Origin of the sequence: Microcoleus vaginatus HSN003, from assembly GCF_022701255.1 — a bacterium.
GTDB lineage: Bacteria > Cyanobacteriota > Cyanobacteriia > Cyanobacteriales > Microcoleaceae > Microcoleus > Microcoleus vaginatus_B.
The window spans coordinates 5,974,229-6,000,289 of the sequence record NZ_CP031705.1; the positions used below are offsets into that span (position 1 = coordinate 5,974,229).

Below are 26,061 nucleotides of genomic sequence, written 5' to 3' on the forward strand. Positions count from 1 at the left end.
TAAAGTTAGTGTAGGATTGGTTTCAACCGCCGAGTCTTATCAAGGGGGTTTCTAACCCGGATTTGATATGATTCAAAGCCCTGTTGGTGCGATTGGCTCAATGTTTGGGTCAAATCCTCCAACTTGATTTGTGCGAATTATCCACAAAAATGCTCCCTGTTTTAAGAAAATTTTGGCTATTTCATCTTGGGTGCGCCTGGGTAGCATTGTTCGGTAACTAATAGCAGCTTTTATCAGGTTCACTATACCGACAAAAAAGGTTTTTTTCAGTTCCGCATCAATCCCCGCCAATCTTGCATTTTTCCGCCAATCTGGACGGACAATGCCGAGGGGCATTAATACTTTTTCTAAACTCTCTCCTAAAGCTACTAACTGGTGAAACCTTTGGGTTTGTGCGTCGGTGGGATGTGTTTTCAACCAGTCTTGAATCTGAGGATTTGACTCTATTTCGGAAGTAATTTTTTTAATTGTCGCGTAAATTGCCTGACTTGAATCTTGGACGCAAGAAGTTGCTGGGGTGACTAAACTTGCGCCGGTGCCGTCTCCGCTGCGGTAGCGGGCCATCATGATATCTAGTTGCTGGTTTAATTCGGTTAAAGGCGACAAGGTGATGCCGTCAAAATCGTAGTCGCAACACACGCAGTCTAATTTACAGATGATATCGCAAACCGGGCGATCGCCCAACCAGCCGCGTTGCAAGTCTCCCATGTAACTTTGCCATTTGCTGGAACCTGCGACAATTCCGTCGGGATTGTGGGCGTAAACTTGTTTGTATTCTATGTCAAAACGCAGTTCGCTGGTAAAGCGATCGCGCACTACTTTTGCTACTCCCAAAGCAAAATGTCCGGTGACAATTCCCAGCGGTGGCCGTTCCCCTTTTTTGCCGCCGATACCGCCGAAACTGTGAAGCACTATCCCGATATCTCCTTCTTGCCAAGGAGAGATGGAAGCGTTTTCTGTAGCATCATTTGGGGTTAACAATATTCTTTTTGCTTGCCCTTTTTGTGCTGGTGTATTTTCCCAATTTTTGTTGCTTAAATAAGCGAGAGATTTTTTCAGTCCGAAATATGTTTCATCTGGTGTTAATTGGGCAATTTTGCGGGGTTCGATTGCCTGTACTACAAATATACTGTCTTCGTCTCTTTCGCCATAAATGTACCAGCCGTCTGGATTTAATGGGGATTGTTCGATCAGGTGATTGGTAGACCTCGCTACGCCATTTTTGTCTGGCTGTACTTGCGGAATCCGAATGATTTCAGCGGCGCCGTCAAATTGTTGAGATGTTTTGTTGAAATGGCGGACAATAAATTTGTCGCTGTCGGGTTCTTTTCGCTGTAAAATTGATACTAAGGCGCACAAACGTCCCATAATTTGTACTGGCTCGCGATCGATCGTGAGTTCCTGGCGATCGCTGCTGCTATAATTAATCGCAATCACAGGCCTGCGTAGCATCACAGTCAGGCTGTCTTCGAGTCTGCTGCCTGCTAGAGTTTCTAAAGGGCCGACATTTCGCCAGCCGTTCAATCTATCTGGATGGATATTGCCAGATTTTTGACTTTTTTTAGTTTCTTGTGTAAAGTTTATATCTTGACTGACTGCGTGGACAAAAAACTGTACTTCCCGATTTGTACTCCATTTCAAAAATACTGTTTTGCCAATAAAATTTTTATACTTTTTGGGGGCATTTATTACTTCAAAAAACACTGTCCCGTAAGGCTGGCGCTGTTCGTGTGAGGGCAAAATTAAGCGCCCGTGCCAAAGAGCGATCGGCTTGTACAGATAGGCAACCGCTGCTGAATTTTCGCAGATTACCTGCGGCTCAAGCACTTCGGAAATATCGTTTTTGTCTCCCAAAAATGAAGCAGTTAACTTGGGGTCAGTTTCTACGAAGACAGGTTCTAAAAAAACCTTTTCAGGTTCTGAAATATGAACCGATGAGCTGTCATTCTTGATTTTGAGCGAGCGTCTAAATAATCGGCTATTTTTTTCTAATTTCGCCTGCAACCAAGTGACAAAAAGGCGCATAAAAATAAAAGCTGTTAAACCGAAAACAACAGCTAAAATTATCATCCCCAGAGTCAAAATGAATTGGTTGAAAACCTGACCTGACAGTAAAAAAATGGTTGGCGCGATCGCAGAAAATGCCATAATATCTAAAAACGAGTTTTAGGTTCGATCCAGTCGGTGCTGGCTTGACTGCCGAAAACTAGGGGTTTGTCCTCGCTGACAGCTACCGTTTGGCCTGTCATATCCACTGCACAAAGAGGCCAAGATCGATCGCCCAAATTGCCGGCGCGGAACAGAACTTGTCCGGGACAAACTTGACTCCAACCCAACAATACCGCATGAGTGTAAAGACTGCGAGCCGGAGCAACGGTATAAGTGTAATTATCATTTTTGTCCCAAATGACACCGTAGTCGGACATATCGGAAGAGTTGAAAAGTGCTTCAAATTCACGGGCGAGAACGCGGGAACCGTCTTGATTCCAAGAAACAGGCACTAAAATGGCGATCGTCCCGGACATATCTGTATCCTCGCTACCATACATCCCACTTTCCGCCAGTGGCGAAGCAGCAGCCACTGTTTGCAGTTCGCCGGTTTTGAGATTTTCCACAAACATGACGCTGCTAACCCGACACTGGGAGAATTCCGGCTGCACTTGCAACTCAATTCGACTGTAAGCTGCGTATTGGCCGTTAGTTGAAACTAGGGATGGACTGCGATAGTAGCGCAGACCTGTGCCTGCAGTGGAGCTCACTTTAGCATGAGTGGCACTAATCCATTCCCAAGGAACGGGATAAGGGCTATTTAAAGGGTCAGTCATCGGTTTTTTTTCCAAAAGTTTTACTGAATTATCCAACAGATTCAGGCTTGCAGGCAACGGACTAGAAACCCGGTTTCTGCCTCGATGCTTCGCCACCAAACCCCAGATTTATAGAAACCGGGTTTCTTTTTTAGATTTGAGATTGGAGGACAAATCTCAAATCTAAAATCTCAAATTTCAAATCGGATAGGTAAGATAGTATCGAAATTAATCTGGTATGTACACCGAGAGGGATGAAATATGACGCGATCTTTTAACCAAAAACCTTCCATTCCCCCGACTCGCGTATCCAACTCGCGGGGAAAAGGTTTGCTTGTACTGTCGCTAATTTTTCGACTGCTGCTGCTGGGGGTAGGCAGCGGTTTTGCGTGGGTTTTGGGGATGGCGATCGCTCAAGTTTATCCGTCAGGCGCGACGGAAATGCCGCTGGCAGAGAGATTGGTGCGTGTAACTCAAAATTTGACCTCCCGCCCGAAACGCGCCCCAGCAACGCCAATTCCGGCGCTCCCGCCACCAACCGCTACACCGACTCCCCAGTCAAAAGTCAGTCCTGCCCAGAGAGAGAAATTGCAGTCGGATTTGAGACAGTTGCAGGGCGAACTCAACGCGCTGATTGGTCGCACGGCGGCTTTGGAGAGTCAGTTGGGCAGCAGCCGGCCAACGGAAACTTTGGAAAAGCGTTTGCAGTTGATGTCGCGCGAATTGGCGACGCCGGAAACGGCGGCAAGTCTTGCCCCTGCTTTACCGGCGATCGGCAGCAGCCCCAGTCTGAACCCTGAAACGGTGAATACTGCGCCACAGAATGCCAATAATCCGGTGTTTGCGGGGGATGGGCTGATGGTGACTCTGCCCAGCGATGTTTTGTTTGATACTGGCAGCATTTCTTTGCGCGCGGGAACAAGTGCGATTTTGGACAATTTGGTGGCGGAGTTGCGTAATCACGAGGGGGCGACAGTGCGGGTGGGTGGCCACACTGACGACGCCGGGGAAGCGGCGGATAATCGCAATGTGTCGTTTGCGCGGGCTCAGGCGGTGGTGCAGTATTTGTCGGGTGTACTCGGTCAGAAGTATCATTGGGTGGCGATCGGCTATGGGGAAAGTCGCCCTTCGGTGGATAATAGTTCTGATGCTAATCGCCAGCGCAACCGTCGCATTGAAGTGGCAATTAATCCTTAGTTTTTACTCTTTAGTCTTTTGTCGGCGAACTTGTCGATACTCTCTTGAATTGTCTAGGAGGTAGTTAGTGTCACGCCGACGGTGTAACAGGCGGCAAGTCAGAATTATTCTTAGCCCGATCTATTGCCTCTCGATGTTCACTCCTCAGCTTCGGTTTTAAATACAAGTTCTCAATCAAAGCTGCCACTCCCGCAAACCAAGGCGGTACAATTACAGCTCCGATAATTCCCAATACTTGAACGCCTCCCAATACAGACAGCAATTGATATAAAGGATGCACACCAACCGATGAACCAACCAGCAAAGGATCGAGTACGTAAGTTTCTAAATTCTGGATGATTACAAATAACAGCAAGACCCACACAAGTACCCAGCCACCTTTAGCTAATGCTACGATTAATGCGGGTACTGCTCCTAACACGGGGCCGATGAAGGGAATCAAGTTGGTAACACCTGCGATCGCACCCAAGCCTAAAGCAAATTCCGGCATTCCCAAAACGCTCAAACCTGTGGTAATAAATATCCCTAAAATGCCCGAAACTAAGACTCGCCCGCGAATATAACTCCCCATTCTTTGACCGATTGGCGCGGCTTGTGCGGCTAATTTTGCATCCCAAGGTTTTGGGAAAAACTGCACCAAACTTTTGATTAAGGTGTCGCTGTCCGCAACCATGTAACCTGAAATAAATAATGCTAAAACTAAGCTGAAGACCCCGCCTAGAATGCCTCTCGTTAAACTGTACGATCGCAAAACCAGTTGTTGGCTCGATCGAATCAACCAATTAGTCAGCGATTGAGTGTCCACCAACTGACCCACCAAGGTTGGGGCATCGTCGGTTAGGCGACTCAATACATTAGTTGCCACAGTTCGCAAACTTTCAACATACAGTGGTAGCTGTCGCAGCAGTAACTCTATTTGTTCGATTACCGTGGGCCCGATTAACACTACCGTCCCGCTAAATCCGCCGATGAGAGTTAAATAAACCATAATCACCGCCAGCCAGCGGGGAACGCGCATCGTTTGGGCCCAATTAACGATCGGGACGATCGATGCAGCCAGCACGACTGATATCATTAGAATTACTAGCAAGCTCCGCAATTGCCACAGCAGCACTAGGAGCAATGACGATGCTACAATTAGCAGCAAGTTAGGTAAAGAAATAGTTATCCGCTGTTCTGACATGATTAAGTAATAAAGGTTTGTATTCGCGCTTATGTCCTCCCGCAGGGCGGGTTTATCTATCTTGTCAGTTACCACATATATGTCGGGTAAAACTCGCACCTACTCATATTATAATAAAAAGTAACATCGGCACAAAAAAATAATATGCAACCGCAATATTCAACCCAAGATTTCTCCACCATGTCGTCTATAAAATCACCAACGCTGTTTTACGAATGGCAAAACTATCGCTGTGCTTATGATGTTTATAACCCAACTACTGCGACAGAAGATAGCATTCCTTTGTTATTAATTCATCCGATAGGAGTTGGTTTGTCAAGAATCTTTTGGCATAGATTTTGTGAGAGTTGGTACCAAGCAGGGAACACTAATCCGATTTACAATCCCGACCTTTTGGGCTGCGGCGATTGCGAAATGCCGGCTGTGGCTTGCTATCCTGACGATTGGGCCGCACAGTTGCAATATTTCTTGGAAACTGTAGTCAAAAAACCTGCGATCGTCCTCGTACAAGGTGCTTTACTATGTGTAGCCTTGGCTTTAGCAAAAAGGCAGCAGGAAAGCGGCTCAAATTTAATTCGTGGCTTAGTTCTCGCAGGGCCTCCCGCTTGGGCTGTGATGAACAAACATTCGACAGAAAGACAGCAAAGAATTGTCTGGAATTTGTTAAATTCTCCCTTGGGAAATGCTTTTTATCGCTACGCCAGACGCGCTGAGTTTTTGCGTTCTTTTTCAGTGAAACAACTGTTTGGCGATGCGGCAAAAGTTGACAGCGAATGGTTGGATGCTTTGCAGGCGGGGGCGGCAAATCCTGACAGCCGACACGCGGTTTTCTCGTTTTTAGCGGGGTTTTGGCGCCAGGATTATAGCGGTACGATTCAAAAGTTCGATCGACCCGCACTGATTGTGATGGGAGAAAAAGCCTCAAGCATCAGTCAAGCGGGTAAGGAAGAGAAACCGGATGAAAGATTAGCGCAATATTTAGCCCATTTTCCCAATGCAGAAGGTTTATTAATGCCGGGGCGCAATGTTTTGCCCTATGAATCCACCGCAGAATTTGTCGCTGCTGTTGCGGAGTTTGTGGATAAGTTAAATAAAAATTAAATCTATTTGTGAGTTATTATCTAATAATAACTGACACAGTTAATAGACCTCATCATGTGTCCCGATGTCGAGTAAAACAATGACTTCACTATTTGTTTCTGTATCCTCTTCAATCGAGAACACAATCCGACAATTATAGCCGCAAGAGCAGGACTGAAGACCATCAAGTTGGCCACCTAGTTTATGAGTACCTAGGTTGGGAAAAAATACATCTGCTTCCATTTGTTGAAGAGAGTCTTCAATACGTCGCTGGAGGTCAGGATTTCGTTTCACAAACTTGCGGAATGCTCGTTTGAATTTGGGAGTCAGAACCAGTGGTCTCATGTTTCGGGCTCGTCCAAAGACTGGCGTAATGTTGAAATAACATCCTCGGCTGACTGCTGTCGGAATTTGCCTTTACGGAAATCAGCTAAGGTTTGTTGAGCATCCGCAGCTATTTCGGCGCGGATACTATCGCGGTGACGGTTTTGCAGGATTTTTATCAGCATTTCCTGCTGTTCGTAGGACAGTTGCAAAGCAGTTTCTAGCACTTGGTCGAGGGTATTCATAGAGCTACGCTATTACCTCTAAGGTTGAACAACTTGCGAAGTTTAGTAAATTGTATCGCTTCTTCCAAGACTAGGCTAAACTTCAAGAAAAATGCACTAAACTAGGTCTTGTCATGAGCGATCGCAACATCATTACGAGCGAACCAGGTAAACGCGGTGGAAAGCCTTGCATCAGGCGAATGCGAATTACCGTGTATGATGTGTTGGGTTGGCTGGCTGCGGGAATGTCTCAGGCAGAAATTCTGGACGATTTTCCAGAGTTGACGGAGGAAGACATTAGAGCGTGTTTAGAATTCGGCGGTTGAAACCGCTTCTTGTCCAACAAAGTCTGCCTCCGCAGACTATGAATTTAGTTTCAACCCCGATGCCAGATGGTTGTACCATCCTTTTGATCGATCAAAGTAATCCCATTATCCTTAAGTTCGTTGCGAATGCGATCGCCCTCAGCAAAATCCCTAGCTTTCCGGGCATCTTTCCGCTGCTGAATCATCGCCTCAATCTCCCCATCACTCAAACCGTCAACAGCATTATTGCTGTCACCTTCCGGCTGAACTTCTAAACCCAAAACCTCGGCCAAACTCACCAAAGTCACCCATTTTTGCTGCAACAAATCCGGTGAAGTTTCTGTTTTGCCTTGATGCACTAAAACATTGCCTTCTTTGGCCAATTCCTTAGCCAATTCAAACAAAACCGTCACAGCGCCGGGAGTATTGAAATCATGATCCATCGCTGATTGAAATTCGTGCACAGCTTTGCTATCCTGTCCAGTTTTCTCAACGTCCCAACTCAGTTGAGAACCGTACCGGAGGCCAAACAGCAAACCTTCATTGATGGTATTCCAGCCATTTCGAGCGCTAGCGATCGCCTCTTCGGTAAAATCAATTTGACTGCGATACTGCGCCATCAACACAAACAGCCTCACCGCCATCGGTTCCACCGCTTTTGACTTCTCGCTTTCATTCTTACTCCCCCCCTTACCAAGGGGGGGCTGGGGGGGTTAGATTCCAAATCACCCGACCAATTCCCATCCAACAAATCGCGAATTGTAATAAAATTGTGCAAAGATTTCGACATCTTTTTGCCGTTGACAGTCACAAAAGCATTGTGCATCCAATAATTAGCAAGGGACTTGCCCGTCGCGGCTTCAGATTGAGCAATTTCATTCTCATGGTGGGGGAAAGTTAAATCGGAACCGCCGCAGTGAATGTCAATAGTTTCGCCCAAGCAATCCCGCACCATAGCCGAACATTCGATGTGCCATCCGGGGCGACCTTTTCCCCAAGATGAATCCCAAGCAGGTTCACCGGGTTTAGCGCTTTTCCACAGGGCAAAATCAGAGTAATCTTGCTTTTTTTGAGCTTCTATTTCTGCGGTTTCCAATCTACCGCTAGCCCCGGCTTGCATTTCTTCCAACTTGCGGCCGGAAAGTTTTCCGTAATCGGCAAATTGCCTCACGTTGTAGTAAACGTCGCCGCCGGAAGCATAGGCATAACCTTTATTTTCTAATTCGTGAATCAGCCGTTTAATGCCGTCGATTGTATGGGTGGCGCGGGGATATTCATCGGCCCGGAGAATATTCAGCTTGTCCATATCTACGAAATATTCATCGATGAAGCGTTCCGCCACGGCTTCCATTGTGGAATTGGTTTCGCGGGCGCGATCGAGAATTTTGTCGTCAATATCTGTAAAATTCTGCACGTAGCGCACATCGTATCCCCGCCACATCAGATAACGCCGCACCATGTCCCACACAATGTAAGCGCGGGCGTGGCCTACGTGGCAGTAATCGTATACCGTAACGCCGCAGCAGTACATCCGCACCTTTCCTGGTTCGAGGGGTTCAAAAGGTGATTCGCGACGGGTCAAGCGGTTGTAAAGCGTTAGGGGCATGGGATTTGAGATTTGGGATTGATGTACTGCTCTAATTTATTATATTGCGGTTGGTGAATCTTTCGGTGTCATTACCAAACATCTGTTAAATCTAAGACAAATCCCGGTAAGACATCTTCCCCTGACAAAGTGCTGGGATTATCTAATATTTCCACATCCTGATTTTGTCTGTATATCTCAACTTTCTGGTTTTTGCGATCGATTAACCATCCCAAAATGGCTCCATTTGCGATGTATAGCGGTTCTCAAGAAAGTGAAATACACGGGCTAGTTCGATGCCCCATGCTTTTAGGCCCGATGCCCAATCCCCAAGAGCACCTCATGTTACTGAGAAAGGCTATATTCCCACATTTTTTCTCGCAATGGTTCCAGGTTGTCAGACTTAGAACGCAATACAGATTCAGAAGAAATAGCGACCTTAGAAGGGAAGAGAGAAAGTAGTACGTCAACAGATGCTAGAATATCTCAGCCCCAAAGTTGCCATTTTTTTATCCAAACAGTAATTAAAACGGTTAAAGGGCGATCGCGCACGCTTAACAGTTATTTACAGTTTGTAGGGGAGGAGTTGACAGTGAAATATAAAGAAAACAATAGTTTCAAAACAGGAGTCAAATGGCTACTGTGGTCTAGTTTTCTCACTCTAGGCATCGGCGGCGGCTTATTTGCCTACGGGTTATATCAAAATCGACCTCCCGAACCCATAGGAGTGCGCTTGATACCCGTCAAACTTGGCGATATTGAAGATACGATTAATGAAAGCGGCACTATTGAATTGGCTGGTCAACAAACTCTTAAATCTCCCGTTGATGCTACTGTTGATGAAGTGTTAGTAAAAATCGGGCAAAATATCACATCTGGTCAGAACTTAATCACTCTTCGTAACCCCCAAAAACAAACAATTCTCAGCAAGCAAGAGTTGGTGATTCAAAAAGAAAAACTCACTCTAGAAAGCTTACGCCAAAAACTTGTCGCAGCCCAGGACAAGCTCAGTATCGCCCAAGGGAGACTTCAAAATTATAAATCCGGGCAAAATAACGATTTATTAGAAATTAAAAAACAGGAAATTGCCTTAGCAAATAATCGCCAAAAAGTTGTTGACGCTGAGGTGGTTTTGGCTGCTGCTGAGCGGAAACTTACCGAGCAAAAAGCATTATTTGAAAGAGGTTATATTCCGGCAGATAACGTGCGCTCCCAAGAAGACGAAGTTCGCAAGGCTAAAGTCAGTTTACGAGAGGAACAGTCTCAAATCAACACCGATTTGCTCGACCTCAAAAGTCGGCAAATTCAGCGACAAGATAAAGAGCAAGAACTTCAGGAAAAAGCGATCGCTGCTGAGTCAGTAGTGCGACAAGCTCAGTTAGATGTTGCTACAAATAGCCGCAGTCTCCAAAGCTCTCTGCTTGAGTACCGAGAAAAAGAACAGGAACTAAAAAACAATATGGTGACTGCATCTATTGATGGCAAGGTACTTAATATTCAAGTTAAAAATGGCGACGGAGTGACGCGGGGAACAGAGCTTTTGACATTAGGCGACCCTTCACAAGAACTGGTAAAACTACAGCTTTCTACCCTCAATGCTGCTAAAGTTAGACCGAAGCAGTCCGTCCGTATCAGCATTATTGGCCCCAATCCTAAGCAGTTTTCAGGAAAAGTAGAAAGCTTGTATATTCTTGCTAAAAGTGGTGATAGTAAAGGAAATGACGACTCTAATCAAGGCAGTCAACCAACGGTTCCTGCAACGGTAAGACTCGATGCTCCAACCCGGACTTTGATTCCAGGGAGTCAAGTGAATGTGGAGATAATTTTGCAGCAGCGCCAGAAGGTAGTAGTTTTAAATACAGAGGTAATTGTGCGATCGGACTCTAAGCCTTTTGTGTGGATTCGTGACAGTCAAGGCAAAGCCCAGAAACGGTCAGTTACATTAGGTTTAGAAGGATTGACACAGGTAGAAATAACTTCTGGTTTGCGGCCAGGTGACAGTGTTGTGATACCCCCTCCTGAACCTTCCTTAAAGCCAGGAACTCCTATTCAGGAAGAAAAAACAACTAAAAAGAAAGAAAAAACAGAGGGTGACGATCTGGAATAAAAATTAAAGAGTAGGCTCAAATTAGCTAATTTTATTAATGTACGAAATGTTGATTTTTGATTTTTAATTACTTATGAGCCTTTCTCCTTTAGACCTCCTCCGCCTTACTTGCATTTCCCTAAGTGGCAATCTTTTGCGATCTGCCCTAACTACAGTTGGAGTTTTTATGGGTGTAGCTGCGGTAAGCGCAACGTTGCAAGTTGGCAACATTAGCCGCGCGGTGATTGCTGAACAATTAGCTGAGCGAGAAGCGCCTCAAGTGCGAATCTTTATGTGGGGTGACACAAGCTTGAAATTAGAAGATATGGAATTTTTGCGGCAAAGGCTGAAAGGAGTTCAGGCGATTAGCGCATCAAATGGGTTCTATTTAGAGGGCGGCAAAGTTGTATTTCAGGCTGAAGAAGCAGAACCAGAGATGATTGCCGTTTCTCAGGACTATTTGCTGACATCGGGGCGGCAGTTAATGGGGGGACGGTTTTTTTCGCCTACTGATTTTGCTGACTATCGACCAGTAGTGGTAATCGATGAATTGCTAGCCACAAAACTTTTTAAAGGTGACGCGGAACCTGTAGGTAAACGGATTTATGCTGCTCGCAGACCTTACATTATTGTCGGCGTGATGGAGAGCAAGCAAGGTTCTTTTGGCAAACCAACAGGTGAAATGTTGGTGTCGATGTCGGTTTACAAGGCTATAACAGGGAGCCAGAGAATTAACTCAATTTCGGTGCGTCCTTACAATCTCAAAGATATTAAAGGGATGGAAAAGCAGGCAAAAAAGGTTTTGAAGCAGCGCTTTCCCCAGGCAGAGGTTTATACTGGGAACAATGTTAGAAAAATTTTGGAGGAGCAGGAAATTCTGGAACTTGCTTCACAGGGACTATTGGCAGTGGGGGTAATTTCGCTATTGGTGGGAGGGGTTGGTATTGCTAATATTACGATCGCGGCGGTGATGGAACGTACCCCAGAAATTGGTTTGAGACGTGCGATCGGGGCTACTCAGAGAGATATATTGTTGCAGTTTATTCTAGAAGCAGTGATTCTGAGTTTAGCGGGGGGAATTGCTGCTATTGTGACGGTACACGGGTTAACGGTGGTGGTTGCGGATGTTTTTAAGTTGCCTTATAAATTTGACAGCAACACAGCAGCTTTGGCTCTAGGAGCGGCATTAGCGGTGGGTGTAGGAGCTGGATTTTTCCCGGCTCTGCGAGCTAGTCAACTCGATCCTGTTAAAGCGCTGCGTCAAGGGTAGTCATCCCGTAGGAAATCGCCATAGAATTACTTGCAGAAATCACTGGAGTTAGCATGACTGAGCAACCGCACGAAGATTATCTCCCAAATAGCGATTCCCCTGCTCGCTACGAGATTCCTTGGATATTTCGTTTTAGCCTAGTTATGGTTGCAAGCTGTGGGCTATTGGCGATATTTGCTGTTGCTTTTAAGTCTAGTTCAACAGTCAAAACTGATGTTAGCTCTAAATCTGCGATCCCGCCCAAAATTCTGCCACTTACCACTAAAAAACATCTCCCACACATCCAAAATCTACCGCAAAATCAGGCGCTCATTAAACCCCAAAATCAGAGAGAAACGCCAACTACCAACCAGAGAATAGTTATTCCTCAATTCCCAGGCAAAAATCCCACAAGTAAAATCAAACACTCACCAATTTCCCATTCCCAATCCCCAATTCCCAATTCCGAAGTATTAACAAAATCTACTCAAAAGAAACCTGTCCCACCAGAATCAATAGTAATTTCTGAAGTTCCACCAAATCCAGAAATAACAGCAGAATCAATACCTGAAAATACCCAAAATCCAACTATTAAACAGCAATCTATAGCGGATGAATTAGGGGTTGAACTGACACTCCAAGAAGTTGTATTTTTAGGCTTAGAAAACAACAGAGATATCAAAAATCAATACCTCGAACGCATCGTCCAAAAACAAGATTTAGCCGTAGCAGAAGGCTTATTTGTCCCTAGTTTTACACCGAGACTATCCGTGTCATCAATTCGTTGGAGGAATGGGGGAAGAGCCGCCACTACTGGCGAAGTCGATTTATCGGCCCAGGTGAGTGTCAAAATTCCCACAGGAGGGAATATAAGTTTTGTTTGGAGTAGTAAACAAGGACAAGATGCGAATGGTTTTGGCATTAATAGTGAAGGTTCTTTAAGTCCAAATCTCACGTTAAATTTTACCCAACCTCTGTTAAGGGGAGCTGGAGTTGCTGTCAATCGAGCACCAATTGAGATTGCTCGCCTGAGTGAAAAAAGAAATATTCTGAGTTTGAAATCGAGGCTAATTGAGACAATTACTTCAGTAATTTTAACCTATCGAGAGTTGATTAAGGCTCAGGAACAAGTTAAAATTTCACAAAGTTCTCTGGAAAGTGCCCGTCAGCAATTGGAGATTAATCAGGTTTTGATTGAGGCAGGAAGCGTAGCAAAAGTTGAGATTTTTACAAGTGAAAAAGCTGTGGCAGATCGGGAAGTGACAGTATTAGCTAGTGAGGAGCAACTGAAGAAGGCAAGATTAGCACTGCTGCAAGTTCTAGACCTCGATCGCAATCTTAATATAACAGCAAGAGAAGCTGCTACTGTACAGACTAACCCTCTGGATTTCTCTAATATTCTACCATTAGCTCTGTCAAATAGTCCTGATTATTTACAAGTACAGCTCGACCGGGAAATCGCTAAATATCAATTGCTCGTAGCGGAAAATAATCGAAAATGGCAATTGGATGTAAATGCAAGTTATAATAATAATGCTACTAATCTTTCAGACAGCAGCTCGGATTTGAGAGCGGGACTGGTTTTGACTCGCGAATTTGGAAATAGAGGAATTGAGCGAAATTTTCAGAATAGTCGTGTTAAGCTATTACAAGCTGAGAATATTTTAAAGGAGTACAATCAAAAGCTGGAAGTTGAGGTCAGAAATGCAATTCGAGATATAAATTTGAATCTTAAGCAAGTAGAACTAGCTCAAAGGTCAAGGGAGTTAGCGCAAAAGCAATTAGAAATAGAGCTAGACAAAAGAAGATTGGGAGTGGGAAGTCCTCGGAGTATCGATATTGTGAATTTTCAGAATTATTTAATAGAGGCTAGAAATGCAGAACTTAATGCGAGAATTGCCTATTTTAATGCTTTGACAAATCTTGATAAAATAATAGGTACTACTTTGGATACTTGGCAGGTGAGGATTGAAAATGAAGAATGATGTTAGTTAGTTGTTATCGGATTGAATGAGACTTGTCAGTAATTCCAACCAGCCTCCATCGGATCGGGAGCGGTAGAATCAGCCGTCAAGCAGATAGGTACAAGGCTAAAAATTTCATTCTTCACAGTAGAAATCTGAAAGTGTTTCGCAAATGTTACAACTGCGTTGTGCCTACTTGAATGGTTAATTTGCAGTTTAATAATTTTGCAAAATCGGGATGCTCCCGCGAAGCCTTCTTGTTAGAAGGATTATAGAGCAATACGGTTCAGTTAAGAAAAATTGTAGCGAAAATGTTGGGCGGAGTGAAACGGAGGGTTCGTTCCACGGGCCCAACCTACGCACGATCTGTTTTTTAGCACTAACCCAAGCGTATTGGATTATAGAGAAAGTCTTCCACTTTGTCATATTCGCAAAGACATATCCATTCTAAACGATCGCCCCCACCCTCCATACCCATCAAAAGCCCCCTCTCCCAATTTGTCATCAAATCCTGACATTTGCTTCAATACCGATCCCCCAAATCTCCCGAATGTCAAGATTCCCTGACATATTGATCCCCAAAATCACGAAAATGCGTATAAGTACCCATAATTGAGGGAAAAGACCCCTTGACCCGATCGCAAGTTGTCTGCAACATTGAGTCATGACAAAACGATCCCAAAGAAATGCTTGGATTAAGCAGCCCTGGGAGTCGAATAGCGCGTGTGCTGCAAGCACAGCGTTGCTAGCAGCACCGATCGCACTCACAAAATCGATCTTGTCAATCAAGAATCGACAGAAAAGTTTTATTTATCGGACGGTGCGCGCCGAAGCCAAGAAGTCACAACCCTCGATCGCATTGGGGACAAGACAAGCTAAAAACAATCAAGGCTTCAAAGGTTGGAGAGATTTGGAAGCTCGATCGTATTTGCATTTAAAAGAGTTTCTAACTCAAAAAGTCAACACATTTGTGTTGAAAGGAAAAATCTAACCCGCCATCCCAAATTAGTGGAGAACAAACTCATGGCAAAAGAACGCCCACCATTAGAAGAGATGACTTTGCGACAACTCCGCAGAGTTGCTAGCGAATGTGGAGTCTCTCGCTACAGCCGGATGCGGAAATCGCAACTTCTGGCATCCATTCAAGAAATTCAGCGCACCAAATTTTCATACAGTCCATCTCGCAAACTAGAGGCACAAGAAGCAGTGGAAGCAGCAAAGTTTGAACTCGGTCAAGAAGATAGAACCGGCGGTTCTTTGTCATCTGTAGATGAAGGTTTAGCAGATTTGCCTAACGGCTACGGCGAAAGCCGGGTTGTTTTAATGCCCCGCGACCCAGAATGGGCCTACACTTACTGGGATATTCCCAACGCTCGCAAAGAAGAATTGCGTCGCCAAGGAGGACAGCAACTCGCCCTGCGGATCTACGACGTTACAGATGTTAACCTCGAAACCCAAAGCCCGCACAGCATTCAAGAATATCCCTGCGACGAACTGGCGCGGGAATGGTACGTGCCAATCCCCGTGAGCGATCGGGACTACGCGATCGACATCGGCTACCGCTGTGCAGATGGCCGCTGGCTGGTATTAGCTCGATCGGCCCAAGTCCGCGTTCCTCCCGTCTATCCTAGCGACTGGATTGAAGATCAATTCATCACCCTCGATTGGGAAGAAGAGTTGCAAGGCAAAACCTTCGTCGAACTGGTTCCTCCGGCCAAGAAAATGGCACAAGCATCCAATGGCTTCGGTTTCAGCACCGAAAATGCTATCTACGAACAAATCTTCGGCATGGCAGAATCTGCCGAATCCCTGCGGGTAGCGGGTTCAGTCTTCGGTTCCATGCAGCACGTCGGCGGTTCGGTGCAGCAAGTCGGCATCCACGAACAAGCTCTCAGTTCCTACGTGTTCCCCTCCGGTGTCGGAATGTGGGCGGCTCCCACCATGTCAGGTGTCGGTATGTCCGGCCTCACCATGTCGGGTGTCGGTATGTCCGGCCTCACGATGTCTGGTTTCGGTATGTCAGGCGTTGGTATGTCGGGAGTTGGCTTCGCCGCCCCGATGCGCCCCCGCCAGTTCTGGTTAGTTGCTGATGCCGAACTGATCGTTTACGGTGCCACCGAACCGGACGCTACCGTCTACGTAGGCGGACAGCCGATTAAACTCAATGCTGACGGCACTTTCCGCTTCCAGATGTCCTTCCAAGACGGCTTAATCGACTATCCGATTTTTGCAGTAGCAGCAGACGGCGAACAAAACCGCGCCATCCACTTGAAATTCAACCGCGAAACCCCAGAACGGCGCACCAATAGCAAGCAGGATGCTGTTGTTGAATGGTTGGGCTAATCCCAAAGGTAGAAAGGTCGATCGAGCGGCGGGCGCTCATGCAGGTTTGTGCCAATTTGGGAACCATCACAAGGCATAGCCTCAGCCGATCCTGATTTGTTAAGGTTAATCCCAGACAACAACCCATAACACCCCCTATACACCGTTCTCCTGTTTTTAGGAGCGGTGTTTTTTGTATTTAGAAGGAAGAAGGAAGAAGGAAGTTCGGCAACGGATTCTGTAACGGATGTAACGGATGTAACGGATGTAACGGATGTCAGGAAGAAGGAAGAAAAAAGAAGGGAGAAGGAAGAAAATTTTAGGTAATTGCTCAACTAGGGGAAAAAAGGGAGCCATCAGTAGAGAGAGCTTGTTGAATAGATTGATAAGCAGTTAAACCCTGACGCTTGCCAGTATTAACAACTGAACGAACGGCAGCAAACAAATCTCGCCCCCATTCCGAACGGAAGCCATTGGTCACACGGCGAAATATCACGCTCATCCGAATCGCCTGTTCACTACTATTATTCGTGGGTGGAATTGTCGCATCTTCCAGAAATAGAAATAAATTGTCAATCAGCCCACCGTAACGTTTTCGTAACCGTATACCATCGGGATGCTGTGGTGCTAAATCCAAAATTTTGGTTAATCTTTCCTGTAAATTTATTCGATATCTCAAGAGTCTAGTATCATCCATATTCTCCCGTTGCCGATGGATGATCAAAGCCCTTAATAATAACCTCTTCATCGCTGGGGCAAAAATTCTGTCCCCTGCATCAATCGCATATTGGCAATCCCGCAGTTGATGAGCCAAACACACTTGCCATTGTGGTGCGGGGTGATTTTTTTGAGCGCTAAATAAGTCTGACACCCAGATATCAGGACGATGTTCTCCTAGAACTTCGTTAATTACCCCAGTTCCTCGACTCGGACGGATGACGTGTAAACAAACATCTTGGTTCTGAAACACCCACTCCCACTGATTCTGTCCATTAACTCTCGCGCTGGTTTCATCTGAACAAATTAATTTTGCCCGCCGCAACCGATGAAGTATTTGAGTTACTTGGTCATCTAAACTCGTTTTGACTTTCTCTAATAGGTTGGCGATTGCTCCAACTGAAATCTTGAGTCCAAAGACAGATGCAAATATGGACGATAGCCGTTCGTAGCTGATGGCATGAGTGTAACGCAGATATGTAACTAAGCTTTGAATAGAACTGCCAAACGGTGAACCTGGTTCCATTCCCAATGGTACAGGTGCAACATACTCAGCCTGACAGCAGGCACACTGACCACCATAACGTTCGATTCGGGTGATGATCGGGCGAATTGGGGGTAGTTCGATTTTTTCGTAGACCGATTGCAATTTTTGGGTGGCGGCGGTGACTTTCTCTCCACACTGGGGGCAATTTTTGACTTGGGCGATGATTGTTTGGTCGGGATGAGGATGTAGTTCTCTTCCCCCTCCGACTCTTCCTAGGCTTCTTTGTCTTTTTATTCCTTGAATTTTCGACGGCTTAATGTTCGGCTTGAATCCTTTGGATGGTTGAGTGCTGGAATTTTTGCTAGTTTTAGTGGGAGATGAGCCTGGTTTTGGTTCGTATGTGGCTAATGCTGCGCTAAGTTTTTGGATTTCTTGCCATAGCTCTACTATCAAGGCTTCTTTTGCCTCGTTCGATAGTTGCTTTAAGTCGGGGAGTTTTTCCATTCCTTTATCTAATGTCTATCTCGTCTTCTTGTCAAGGGGGTTGAGCAATTACAATTTTAGTTATCTAGGAGAGAAGTTTTAGTTATCTAGGAGAGAAGGAAGAATCAATCTACTGCATAGGTTTTAGCAATTAAGAATGTCCTCACCCTCATGGCGGTTGCTATATGGCAAAATACCAGGCAAGTGGGCGATCGGCCAAAGTTATACCAATCCTTAAAAGTAGGGATAAAGATAGATTGTATGCGAGCATCCGATTGACAACGGCTATCTTATATAGTTTCCGGTTGCATGGGTATTGTTCCAATGTCGAAACAGTCAGTTCCCCCGAAAGCATAATTTTAGTCAACAGCCAACAGCCAACAGTCAACAGTCAACAGTCAACAATCATCTATCTTATATATAGTCATTTCAAATAAAAAAGAGACACTATTGATCGCAGTAGGCACAGATGAGTTCATCTAAAGATGTGCCAGGAGGAGCATACATTCTGGCTCGCTTTAAGGCACTAAAATCGTGTTCAATATCGTTCAGGTAGGCGAGAATATTTTGGGAGAAAAAGAACTTGATGCTCCGTTTCCTCTACCAGTTCTCGAATGGCTGTTTTTCGATGAATCGGTGCATTATCCATGATTAAGATAGATGGCTGGGTCAGAGAGGGTAATAAATATAAAGATAACCACCCTTCAAAACCTTCTGCATTGAGGCTGCCCGTAAAAACCATTGGGGCAATTAAGTCCTTTTTTCCTTTCCTTCTTCCGGCTACTAGATTTTCTCTTTTCCCCCGTTTTCCTGACTTTTCACCCCAGATTTTTTTGCCTTTTTTTGACCAGCCTAATGCACAATCTTGAAACTCTTCAAATCCTGACTCATCAATAAAAACCAGACTTTGACCTCCCGATACTTTAATTAATTCTCGGAGATATCTGTAGTATTTCATTCTTTCTTCTCGGTTTCTTTCCTGATAACGAAGTTGTTTTTTTTTCGAGTAATTTTCATTTCTTTAAGAGCATAAGATATGGCACTTGGTCTGACCCCAAACTTCTTGGCTCTGTCGATTAATCTGGCATCTGGGTTCTCTTTTACATCGTTTTCTAAGGCTTTCCAATCTAGCTTTCTCTTACGTCTTTTTACCTTGGTGGCTCTAAGGTCTGTCCGACCCAGCCACCGATATATCGTTGCCACAACTACCTGAAAAAGTCCGGTTGCTTGAGCGATACGACCGCCATTTTCTACATAATCCACTACTCTTTTTCTCAAATCAATACTGTAAGACATTTTCCTAGCGGGTTCACTATTTTTATTAATTTTACCTCATTTTTAAATAGTCTCATACTTATTTGAAATGACTATAGTTTCCGGTTGCATGGGTATTGTTCCAATGTCGAAACAGTCAGTTCCCCCGAAAGCATAATTTTAGTCAACAGCCAACAGCCAACAGTCAACAGTCAACAGTCAACAATCATCTATCTTATATAGTTTTCGGTTGCATGGGTATTGTTCCAATGTCGAAACAGTCAGTTACCCCGAAATCATAATTTTAGTCAACAGCCAACAGCCAACAGTCAACAGTCAACAGTCAACAATCATCTATCTTATATAGTTTCCGGTTGCATCGGTATTGTTCCAATGTCGAAACAGTCAGTTACCCCGAAAGCATAATTTTAGTCAACAGTCAACAGTCAACAGTCAACAGTCAACAATCATCTATCTTATATAGTTTCCGGTTGCATCGGTATTGTTCCAATGTCGAAACAGTCAGTTACCCCGAAAGCATAATTTTAGTCAACAGCCAACAGTCAAGAGCGTTGCCCTGAGCGAAGTCGAAGGGTCAACAATCCTCTTGCTCGTGCAACCGGAATTGATATTAGACAATTCTCTTAATATCTATCTGTAGATAGATGTTTACTTAAATCCCGTTATAGCTCGTTAAATCAAAATTTGCACTCTTCACTCAAGCATTATTAAGTAAGCTAAAGTTTACTTAAATTTTTATTGCACAAACTCGGTAAATCCAGCGAAACAAAAGAAAGCGAGTTATGAGAGAAATAAGGCGATCGCACCGCCATTTCTCAAAAGCAAATGCAAAAAATAAACTCCCCGCAGCAACGAAGCCCGAAGCGTCCACGTCTTTTAGCCTTATTCGCTGCCACATTAACCGCCGTCTTGCTTTTATTTATTCTGCCGGCACTGACTCAACAGCCAGTCGTGCTCACCATGTTAATGCAAGGCCAAGACATTGTTAACTGGAAACCCTTTGTCAAAGAATTTGAACAGAAAAACCCCGACATTCGCATCAACCTTATAGAAGGGCCTTTTGACACCAACCTCATAGAAAATCTTTACACATCTGCCTTTCTTTTAGGCGAATCGCCCTACGACATCATCAACATGGATATTGTCTGGGTTCCCAAATTTGCAGCCGCAGGTTGGGTAAGCGATTTGACAGACAGAATTCCCCCCGAACAACTATCAAAATTTATCCAAGGTAACGTCGAAGGCGGGCGGTATCGGGGCAAACTTTACCGAATTCCCCACGCCTCCGATGCCGGAATGCTTTATTACCGCAAAGACATTTTAGAACAAGCGAAAATTCCAGCCCCGAAAACCTTTGAAGAGATGGTAAAAATCTCTCAAAACTTGCAAAAACAGGGAAAAGCAACTTGGGGTTATCTGTGGCAAGGCAAACAATACGAGGGAGTATCTGCGATGTTTGTCGAAGTGCTCTCCGGTTTTGGTGGCTTCTGGGCAAACCCTCAAACTTTTGAAGTTGGGTTAGATAAACCGGAGGCAATTAAAGCAGTGGAATTTCTCAAAAATACGATCGCCTCCGGCATTTCTCCTCCGGGTGTCACCACCTACGGCGAAGAAGAAACCCGGCTGTTGTTTCAAAACGGCAAAGCGCTGTTTTTGCGAAACTGGCCGTATGTTTGGAAGCTGGCAAATGCCGAAGGATCGAATGTTAGAGGCAAAATTGCGATCGAGCCAATGCTCAGCAGTACCGGTCAAACAGGCGGTTCCTGCTTGGGCGGCTGGGGCTGGGGAATTGCCAAAACCTCAAAACATCCAGAACAAGCCTGGAAAGCAATTCAGTATCTTACCAGCGAGGAAACCCAGCGCAAATTTATTTTAGAAACAGGTTTAATTCCCAGTTACAAATCCCTATTTACCAACAAAGAAATAGTCGCCAAATATCCCCACTACCCGCAACTGCTAAAAGTAGTGGAACGGCCCGCTTTGCGCCCGCCCCTGGCACAATACGCTCAAGCTTCTGATATTTTGCAGCGTTATTTGAGTTCAGCTTTTACTGGAAGAATGAGTGCAGAACAAGCAATGAAAGCAGCAGCTAGCGAAACTCGTAATTTATTAGGCAGTTTGAAACAACCCCAAGCTTCGTAAATTTGACATCTTGCCTCTGTCAGCAACAGGCAAGATGCCTGTTCCACAAAGAGTGAATTTTTTTTATTGTGGGGTGGGCATCTTGCCCGCCCGAACAGGCAAGATGCCTGTTCCACAAAAAGTTAATTCAATTGTGGGGCGTTGCTCCTAGCCCGCCATAAAATAAATTAAAGGTGAACAATATGCAATTAGACAAGATGCGACAGCGCGAACAAAAAACCGGATGGATATTAGTAGCACCAGCTTTGATAATTCTGATGTTAGTATTTGCTTACCCAATATTGCGCGCTTTTTGGCTGAGTTTATTCACCCAAAACCTGGGTACAGAATTAAAGCTGGTTTTTTCCGGTTTTGCTAACTACAGTCGAATGTTAGGCGACGGGCGTTTCTGGCAAACTTTAGGCAACACTACAGTATTTACAGTCGCCTCTGTTTTACTAGAATTAATTCTCGGTATGGGCATTGCCTTAGTCTTAAATCAATCCTTCGCAGGGCGCGGCATTGTTCGCACAATTTCCCTACTACCTTGGGCGCTGCCCACTGCATTGATGGGAGTAGCTTGGGCGTGGATTTTTAACGACCAATACGGCGTAATTAACGACATTTTAAGGCGTTTGGGATTGATTCAAAATAGCATTAGCTGGCTAGGAGATCCAACTTTGGCAATGATGGCAGTAATTACAGCCGATGTCTGGAAAACTACGCCCTTTGTCAGCTTGCTTTTACTAGCAGGATTGCAATCAATTCCCGGTGATTTGTACGAAGCCCACGCGATAGACGGCGCGAGTAGCTGGCAGAGTTTCCGTCAAGTTACCGTGCCCCTGCTGATGCCGCAGATTGTGATTGCTTTGCTGTTTCGATTTGCCCAGTCTTTCGGCATTTTTGACTTGATTCAGGTAATGACGGGAGGGGGGCCGGCGGGGGCAACGGAGACGGTTTCTATCTACATTTACAGCACGGTAATGAGGTATTTAGACTTTGGGTACGGGGCGGCTTTGGTGGTGTGTACTTTTTTGCTGTTAGTGGCAGCAGTTGCGATCGCCGCTTACCTGTTATCGAGAGCCCGCACCAATGCAGCCGGAGGAAACTAAGACGATTTTAGATTGCCAACTGTTGCACTTTTATTTCATTGGTATAAATTATGTCGATCGCCCGCGAACAACCTAGCAAAAAAACCTTTAACATCCGGCAATTAATCTTGCCACTCTCAGCGCTCTTAATTGTCGTATATTTCCTCGCACCTATTATCTGGCAGGTGCTAACTTCTTTCAAAGTAAATGCAGATATTTCAGCGATTCCCAACGTCTACATTCCCAAACGAATTACTTTCGAGCATTACCTGTCCCTATTCCAGCGCCGCCCGTTTGCACTTTACATTTTAAATAGCGCTTTTGTTTCCATTACTTCAACATTGCTGTGTTTAGCAGTAGGCGCTCCCGCAGCTTACGCTTTAGCCCGGTTGCGGCTGTGGGGGGAGAGAATCATCCTGGCAACTGTGACGATAGTTACCCTATTTCCGGCGGTGCTGCTATTTTTGGGACTGTTGGAAATTGTCAAAGCTTTGAATTTAGGGAATAATTATTTAGCATTAATTATTCCTTACACCGCTATCAATCTACCGCTGACAATTTTGGTGATGCGGAGTTTCTTTCAACAGTTGCCAAAAGATTTGGAAGATGCGGCTAAAGTAGACGGATACAACACTTTTCAAATGCTGTGGCAAATCGTGCTACCGATGACATTTCCAGCTTTAGTCACAACGGGAATTTTGACATTTATTTCAGCTTGGAACGAGTTTATATTTGCACTAACATTTATGACTCGCGAATCTCTAAAAACAATCCCCGTCGCCACGGCTCAACTCAGCGGGGTGTCAGTATTTGAGATTCCTTACGGGCCAATCGCCGCAGCTACCGTTTTGGGAACTTTGCCCTTGGTTTTGCTGGTTTTGGTGTTCCAGCGGCGCATTGTTCAGGGTTTAACTGCCGGGGCGGTAAAAGGATAGTTTAGAACTCGTTCCTAGGCTGTGCCTGGGAAGCGATATCTAGAGGCTCTGCCTCGCTTTTTAAACAGGAAAATTGGAGGCAGAGCCTCCGGATATGCGTGACCAGGCAGAGCCTGGTAACGAGTAAACAATCAACAATCAACAGTCAACAGTCAACACTTTAAAAATCATGGCAAAATTGCAACTCAAAAACCTCAATAAAACCTACAGCCCTAAAGTTGTTCCCGTAAAAGACATTAGTTTGGATGTCAGCGAAGGGGAATTTCTGACTTTGTTGGGGCCGTCGGGGTGTGGCAAATCTACGACGCTGCGGTTAATTGCAGGGTTAGAACAGCCGACTAGAGGCGAGATTAGAATTGGCGATCGCGATGTCACTTATCTCAGACCGGGCGATCGCGATATTGCAATGGTTTTTCAAAGTTACGCGCTTTATCCACACATGACAGTATACGAGAATATGGCATCGAGCCTCAAACTTCGCAAAATCCCCTCCGGTGAAATCAACCGATTAGTGACAGAAGTTGCAACATCCCTCGGATTGACGGAATTAATCGATCGCAAACCCGGAAAACTATCAGGCGGACAGCGACAGCGAGTCGCCCTCGGCCGCGCATTAGTGCGCCAACCGGAAGTATTTTTACTCGACGAACCTTTGAGCAATCTCGACGCCTTATTGCGGGAAAAAGTTAGGGCCGAACTCAAACAATTGTTTTCCTCTCAAAAAGCTCCTGTAGTGTATGTAACTCACGACCAAACCGAAGCAATGACGCTTTCTACCAAAGTCGCAGTTCTCAACAGCGGCAACGTACAGCAGCTCGATCCGCCACACTTAATTTATACCCGTCCTGCAAATCAGTTTGTAGCCGGTTTTGTGGGCAGCCCGCAAATGAATTTGCTCGTGCTTAAATGCCAGGGAAATTTTGCTAAGTTGGGGGATTTTCGAGTTCCACTCCCCAATATGCCGACTGTGCCCCCAGAAATTGTGTTAGGAATTCGTCCGGAACACGTCGGCTTTGCAGATGCAGAGTCCGGCAATATGCCGGGCCCAGACGCCATTAAAGGTGACGTTTATTTAGTGGAAAACTTGGGAATGCAAAATTTAGTTAGCGTCCGAGTTAAAGGTGTGGACTCAGTAACGGTGCGGGCTTTGCTGCCCAATGACCGCCACTGGAATTCAGAAATTGTAGAGCTGGTTTTTCCGCCTCAGTTGCTCCACTGGTTTGACGTAAAAACGGGCGATCGCTTGCAATAAGAATTTGCCCTGCATAGCATGATTGATTAAAAATTCTCTAACCCTGTGCTGAAAAATATTTTTTTTGCTTATAACTAAGTTATGACTTTAGTTAGAGGTAGAAGTATTGTGCGGCTGTTAAGGTGATATTAATGTGTGAAAAAGCTAATTGGCTGACACATAGGTTGCGTGTTTACCAGATTTTATCGCTAACCTATAACTCTATTTAGGTGGTTAATCAGAAGTTAAAGCTAAGTTGGCTTTACCTCGCATTAGCTGCTAATTTTGGAGTGAGTCAATTAGATTAAAAAATGTTGAAAATTATCACCAATCAACTTAGGGAGTATTACTGAGATGAATTTGATTTCCACAGCCATTGCTCGCATTAGTTCCCTGCTTAAGGGCTTTCAGATGAAGAGTTTTTTGAGTGTTGTCCTAGTCGGTTTTCTGCTGCTGACAACAAATGTTGATTCGGGAAGCAGTAACAAAGGTTTTGGCACACAAGGCAGCTCAAAGACTGAGCTAAACAATCCTGAAAGACCGCAAACCACGCGGGAATGGAGGCAAGAAGCTCGGGAAACGTCAGAATCTCCCGGCGAACGAGCTCAGAAGATTGGCCAAGAGGCAGGAGCAGCGGTGAAAGAATTCGGCGAGATGTATCAAGACACTGCTAAGAGAAGCATGAGCGAATTAAAGGATAACTAGCTCCACCTAAAAACATATAACACTGAGAAACCTGATTGCTTTAGGGGCGCCGCCAAGAGGGCCCGCCCTTCCAGGTTTCTGAACACCTCAAAAGTTTGACGTTTAAATAGGTTGAGCTACTTAAGATGGCTAACGCCATCAAGTAGACGAGCATCAATAAACTAGGACAGACCCTCATAAACCCGGTTTCTCATGTGAAACTGGGTTTTTGAGTTAAAAGCCTTTTATCTTAAATTAAATCAAATTCGCGTTAAAAACCCCTTGATAAGACTCGGCGCTTAAAACTGAGATATTGCAGCATTCTCAATCAGTATTTCAAGAGCGGGCTAGAAGCAACGAGCCACAAGAAAATTGAACTAGGAGTGGAACAAGCCGGAAAGCCTATTCATGAAAATGGTGCTATATGTCACTTAAAACTGCTTTTGACCTCAAACTCGTATGTCGCTTTCAGGGCCTCTGGAATGCGAGTTAGAGGTCAAACTGCACAAACTTTTGTCTCTGCTTGAGACTAATAAATAATCGGTAATGCGCTTATGTTGCAGCCTATATCCGACAATCCTACATATAGAAGTTTCCCGTAATTCCTGATCAAGAAAACTCTTAAGAGTGTTTAGTTGACAGGCCTGCTGTTCATGCTGCCTGTTTGTCCTGCAACAATTGCCCGCGCTCAACTTCCCGAAAGTTCGGAGACTA

21 protein-coding genes and 3 pseudogenes are annotated in these 26,061 nt (G+C 45.0%); 15 read left to right on the forward strand and 9 right to left on the reverse strand.

Annotated elements, in window-relative coordinates:
- Positions 1-72: 72 nt before the first annotated feature.
- Complete coding sequence (locus D0A37_RS25585) at positions 73-2,148, reverse strand: abortive infection protein (protein WP_242718723.1); 2,076 nt, start codon at positions 2,146-2,148, stop codon at positions 73-75.
- Positions 2,149-2,153: 5 nt separating this feature from the next.
- A complete protein-coding gene (locus D0A37_RS25590) occupies positions 2,154-2,825 on the reverse strand; it encodes a hypothetical protein (protein ID WP_242718725.1) in 672 nt (223 codons plus the stop codon).
- A 240-nt stretch (positions 2,826-3,065) separates the two neighbouring features.
- On the opposite strand from D0A37_RS25590, the gene D0A37_RS25595 reads away from it, so the two are divergent.
- The gene (locus tag D0A37_RS25595) at positions 3,066-4,001 is read left to right on the forward strand and encodes an OmpA family protein (protein WP_242718726.1); all 936 of its coding nucleotides are present in this window, start codon (positions 3,066-3,068) and stop codon (positions 3,999-4,001) included.
- A 70-nt stretch (positions 4,002-4,071) separates the two neighbouring features.
- Here D0A37_RS25595 and D0A37_RS25600 read toward each other — a convergent pair whose 3' ends face one another.
- The gene (locus D0A37_RS25600) at positions 4,072-5,184 is read right to left on the reverse strand and encodes an AI-2E family transporter (protein WP_242718727.1); all 1,113 of its coding nucleotides are present in this window, start codon (positions 5,182-5,184) and stop codon (positions 4,072-4,074) included.
- A 144-nt stretch (positions 5,185-5,328) separates the two neighbouring features.
- On the opposite strand from D0A37_RS25600, the gene D0A37_RS25605 reads away from it, so the two are divergent.
- Positions 5,329-6,285 (forward strand): alpha/beta fold hydrolase, encoded by a 957-nt coding sequence (locus D0A37_RS25605; protein WP_242718728.1) that lies wholly within the window; start codon positions 5,329-5,331, stop codon positions 6,283-6,285.
- 320 nt (positions 6,286-6,605) lie between these two features.
- Here the strand turns inward: D0A37_RS25605 and D0A37_RS25610 are convergent, their stop codons facing one another.
- Positions 6,606-6,833 (reverse strand): hypothetical protein, encoded by a 228-nt coding sequence (locus tag D0A37_RS25610; RefSeq protein WP_242718729.1) that lies wholly within the window; start codon positions 6,831-6,833, stop codon positions 6,606-6,608.
- A 113-nt stretch (positions 6,834-6,946) separates the two neighbouring features.
- Between D0A37_RS25610 and D0A37_RS25615 the strand changes: the two genes are divergently transcribed.
- Positions 6,947-7,138: a DUF433 domain-containing protein gene (locus tag D0A37_RS25615; protein ID WP_242718730.1), complete on the forward strand. Its 192-nt coding sequence runs from the start codon at positions 6,947-6,949 to the stop codon at positions 7,136-7,138.
- A 50-nt stretch (positions 7,139-7,188) separates the two neighbouring features.
- Here the strand turns inward: D0A37_RS25615 and D0A37_RS29595 are convergent, their stop codons facing one another.
- The 3 genes and pseudogenes from D0A37_RS29595 to D0A37_RS25625 form a co-directional block, all read right to left on the reverse strand.
- On the reverse strand, positions 7,189-7,761 hold the full coding sequence (locus tag D0A37_RS29595; protein ID WP_445242448.1) for a DALR domain-containing protein: 573 nt from the start codon (positions 7,759-7,761) through the stop codon (positions 7,189-7,191).
- Entirely contained in the window at positions 7,752-8,723 is a 972-nt protein-coding gene (cysS, locus tag D0A37_RS29600) for a cysteine--tRNA ligase (RefSeq protein ID WP_445242449.1), read from the reverse strand. The genes D0A37_RS29595 and cysS overlap by 10 nt, the downstream gene beginning before the upstream one ends.
- Before the next feature lie 71 nt (positions 8,724-8,794).
- Positions 8,795-8,959: pseudogene (locus D0A37_RS25625) on the reverse strand (Uma2 family endonuclease); the annotation flags it as partial.
- A 137-nt stretch (positions 8,960-9,096) separates the two neighbouring features.
- On the opposite strand from D0A37_RS25625, the gene D0A37_RS25630 reads away from it, so the two are divergent.
- The 7 genes and pseudogenes from D0A37_RS25630 (at position 9,097) to D0A37_RS25660 (ending at position 16,650) form a co-directional block, all read left to right on the forward strand.
- Complete coding sequence (locus D0A37_RS25630) at positions 9,097-10,809, forward strand: efflux RND transporter periplasmic adaptor subunit (RefSeq protein ID WP_242718731.1); 1,713 nt, start codon at positions 9,097-9,099, stop codon at positions 10,807-10,809.
- Between the two features lie 73 nt (positions 10,810-10,882).
- Positions 10,883-12,058 (forward strand): ABC transporter permease, encoded by a 1,176-nt coding sequence (locus tag D0A37_RS25635; RefSeq protein ID WP_242718732.1) that lies wholly within the window; start codon positions 10,883-10,885, stop codon positions 12,056-12,058.
- Positions 12,059-12,111: 53 nt separating this feature from the next.
- Positions 12,112-14,022, forward strand: a complete 1,911-nt coding sequence (locus D0A37_RS25640; protein WP_242718733.1) for a TolC family protein — start codon at positions 12,112-12,114, stop codon at positions 14,020-14,022.
- A 45-nt stretch (positions 14,023-14,067) separates the two neighbouring features.
- Positions 14,068-14,209, forward strand: a pseudogene (locus D0A37_RS25645) (ISKra4 family transposase); the annotation flags it as partial.
- A gap of 456 nt (positions 14,210-14,665) precedes the next feature.
- Positions 14,666-14,992, forward strand: a complete 327-nt coding sequence (locus tag D0A37_RS25650; protein WP_242718734.1) for a hypothetical protein — start codon at positions 14,666-14,668, stop codon at positions 14,990-14,992.
- A 32-nt stretch (positions 14,993-15,024) separates the two neighbouring features.
- On the forward strand, positions 15,025-16,344 hold the full coding sequence (locus D0A37_RS25655; protein WP_242718735.1) for a DUF4912 domain-containing protein: 1,320 nt from the start codon (positions 15,025-15,027) through the stop codon (positions 16,342-16,344).
- Positions 16,345-16,509: 165 nt separating this feature from the next.
- On the forward strand, positions 16,510-16,650 hold the full coding sequence (locus D0A37_RS25660) for a hypothetical protein (protein ID WP_242718736.1): 141 nt from the start codon (positions 16,510-16,512) through the stop codon (positions 16,648-16,650).
- A 4-nt stretch (positions 16,651-16,654) separates the two neighbouring features.
- On the opposite strand, the gene tnpC is transcribed toward D0A37_RS25660, so the two are convergent.
- Complete coding sequence (gene tnpC / locus D0A37_RS25665) at positions 16,655-18,031, reverse strand: IS66 family transposase (RefSeq protein WP_242718737.1); 1,377 nt, start codon at positions 18,029-18,031, stop codon at positions 16,655-16,657.
- A 426-nt stretch (positions 18,032-18,457) separates the two neighbouring features.
- A pseudogene (locus tag D0A37_RS25670) lies at positions 18,458-19,306 on the reverse strand (IS630 family transposase).
- Positions 19,307-20,110: 804 nt separating this feature from the next.
- On the opposite strand from D0A37_RS25670, the gene D0A37_RS25675 reads away from it, so the two are divergent.
- The 5 genes from D0A37_RS25675 (at position 20,111) to D0A37_RS25695 (ending at position 25,368) form a co-directional block, all read left to right on the forward strand.
- Positions 20,111-21,427, forward strand: coding sequence for an ABC transporter substrate-binding protein (locus D0A37_RS25675; RefSeq protein WP_242718738.1), 1,317 nt, complete (start codon positions 20,111-20,113; stop codon positions 21,425-21,427).
- Between the two features lie 182 nt (positions 21,428-21,609).
- A complete protein-coding gene (locus tag D0A37_RS25680; RefSeq protein ID WP_242725760.1) occupies positions 21,610-22,518 on the forward strand; it encodes a carbohydrate ABC transporter permease in 909 nt (302 codons plus the stop codon).
- 50 nt (positions 22,519-22,568) lie between these two features.
- A complete protein-coding gene (locus D0A37_RS25685) occupies positions 22,569-23,432 on the forward strand; it encodes a carbohydrate ABC transporter permease (RefSeq protein ID WP_242718739.1) in 864 nt (287 codons plus the stop codon).
- A 169-nt stretch (positions 23,433-23,601) separates the two neighbouring features.
- A complete protein-coding gene (locus tag D0A37_RS25690; protein WP_242718740.1) occupies positions 23,602-24,684 on the forward strand; it encodes an ABC transporter ATP-binding protein in 1,083 nt (360 codons plus the stop codon).
- Between the two features lie 333 nt (positions 24,685-25,017).
- Complete coding sequence (locus tag D0A37_RS25695; protein ID WP_242718741.1) at positions 25,018-25,368, forward strand: hypothetical protein; 351 nt, start codon at positions 25,018-25,020, stop codon at positions 25,366-25,368.
- Positions 25,369-26,061 lie beyond the last annotated feature (693 nt).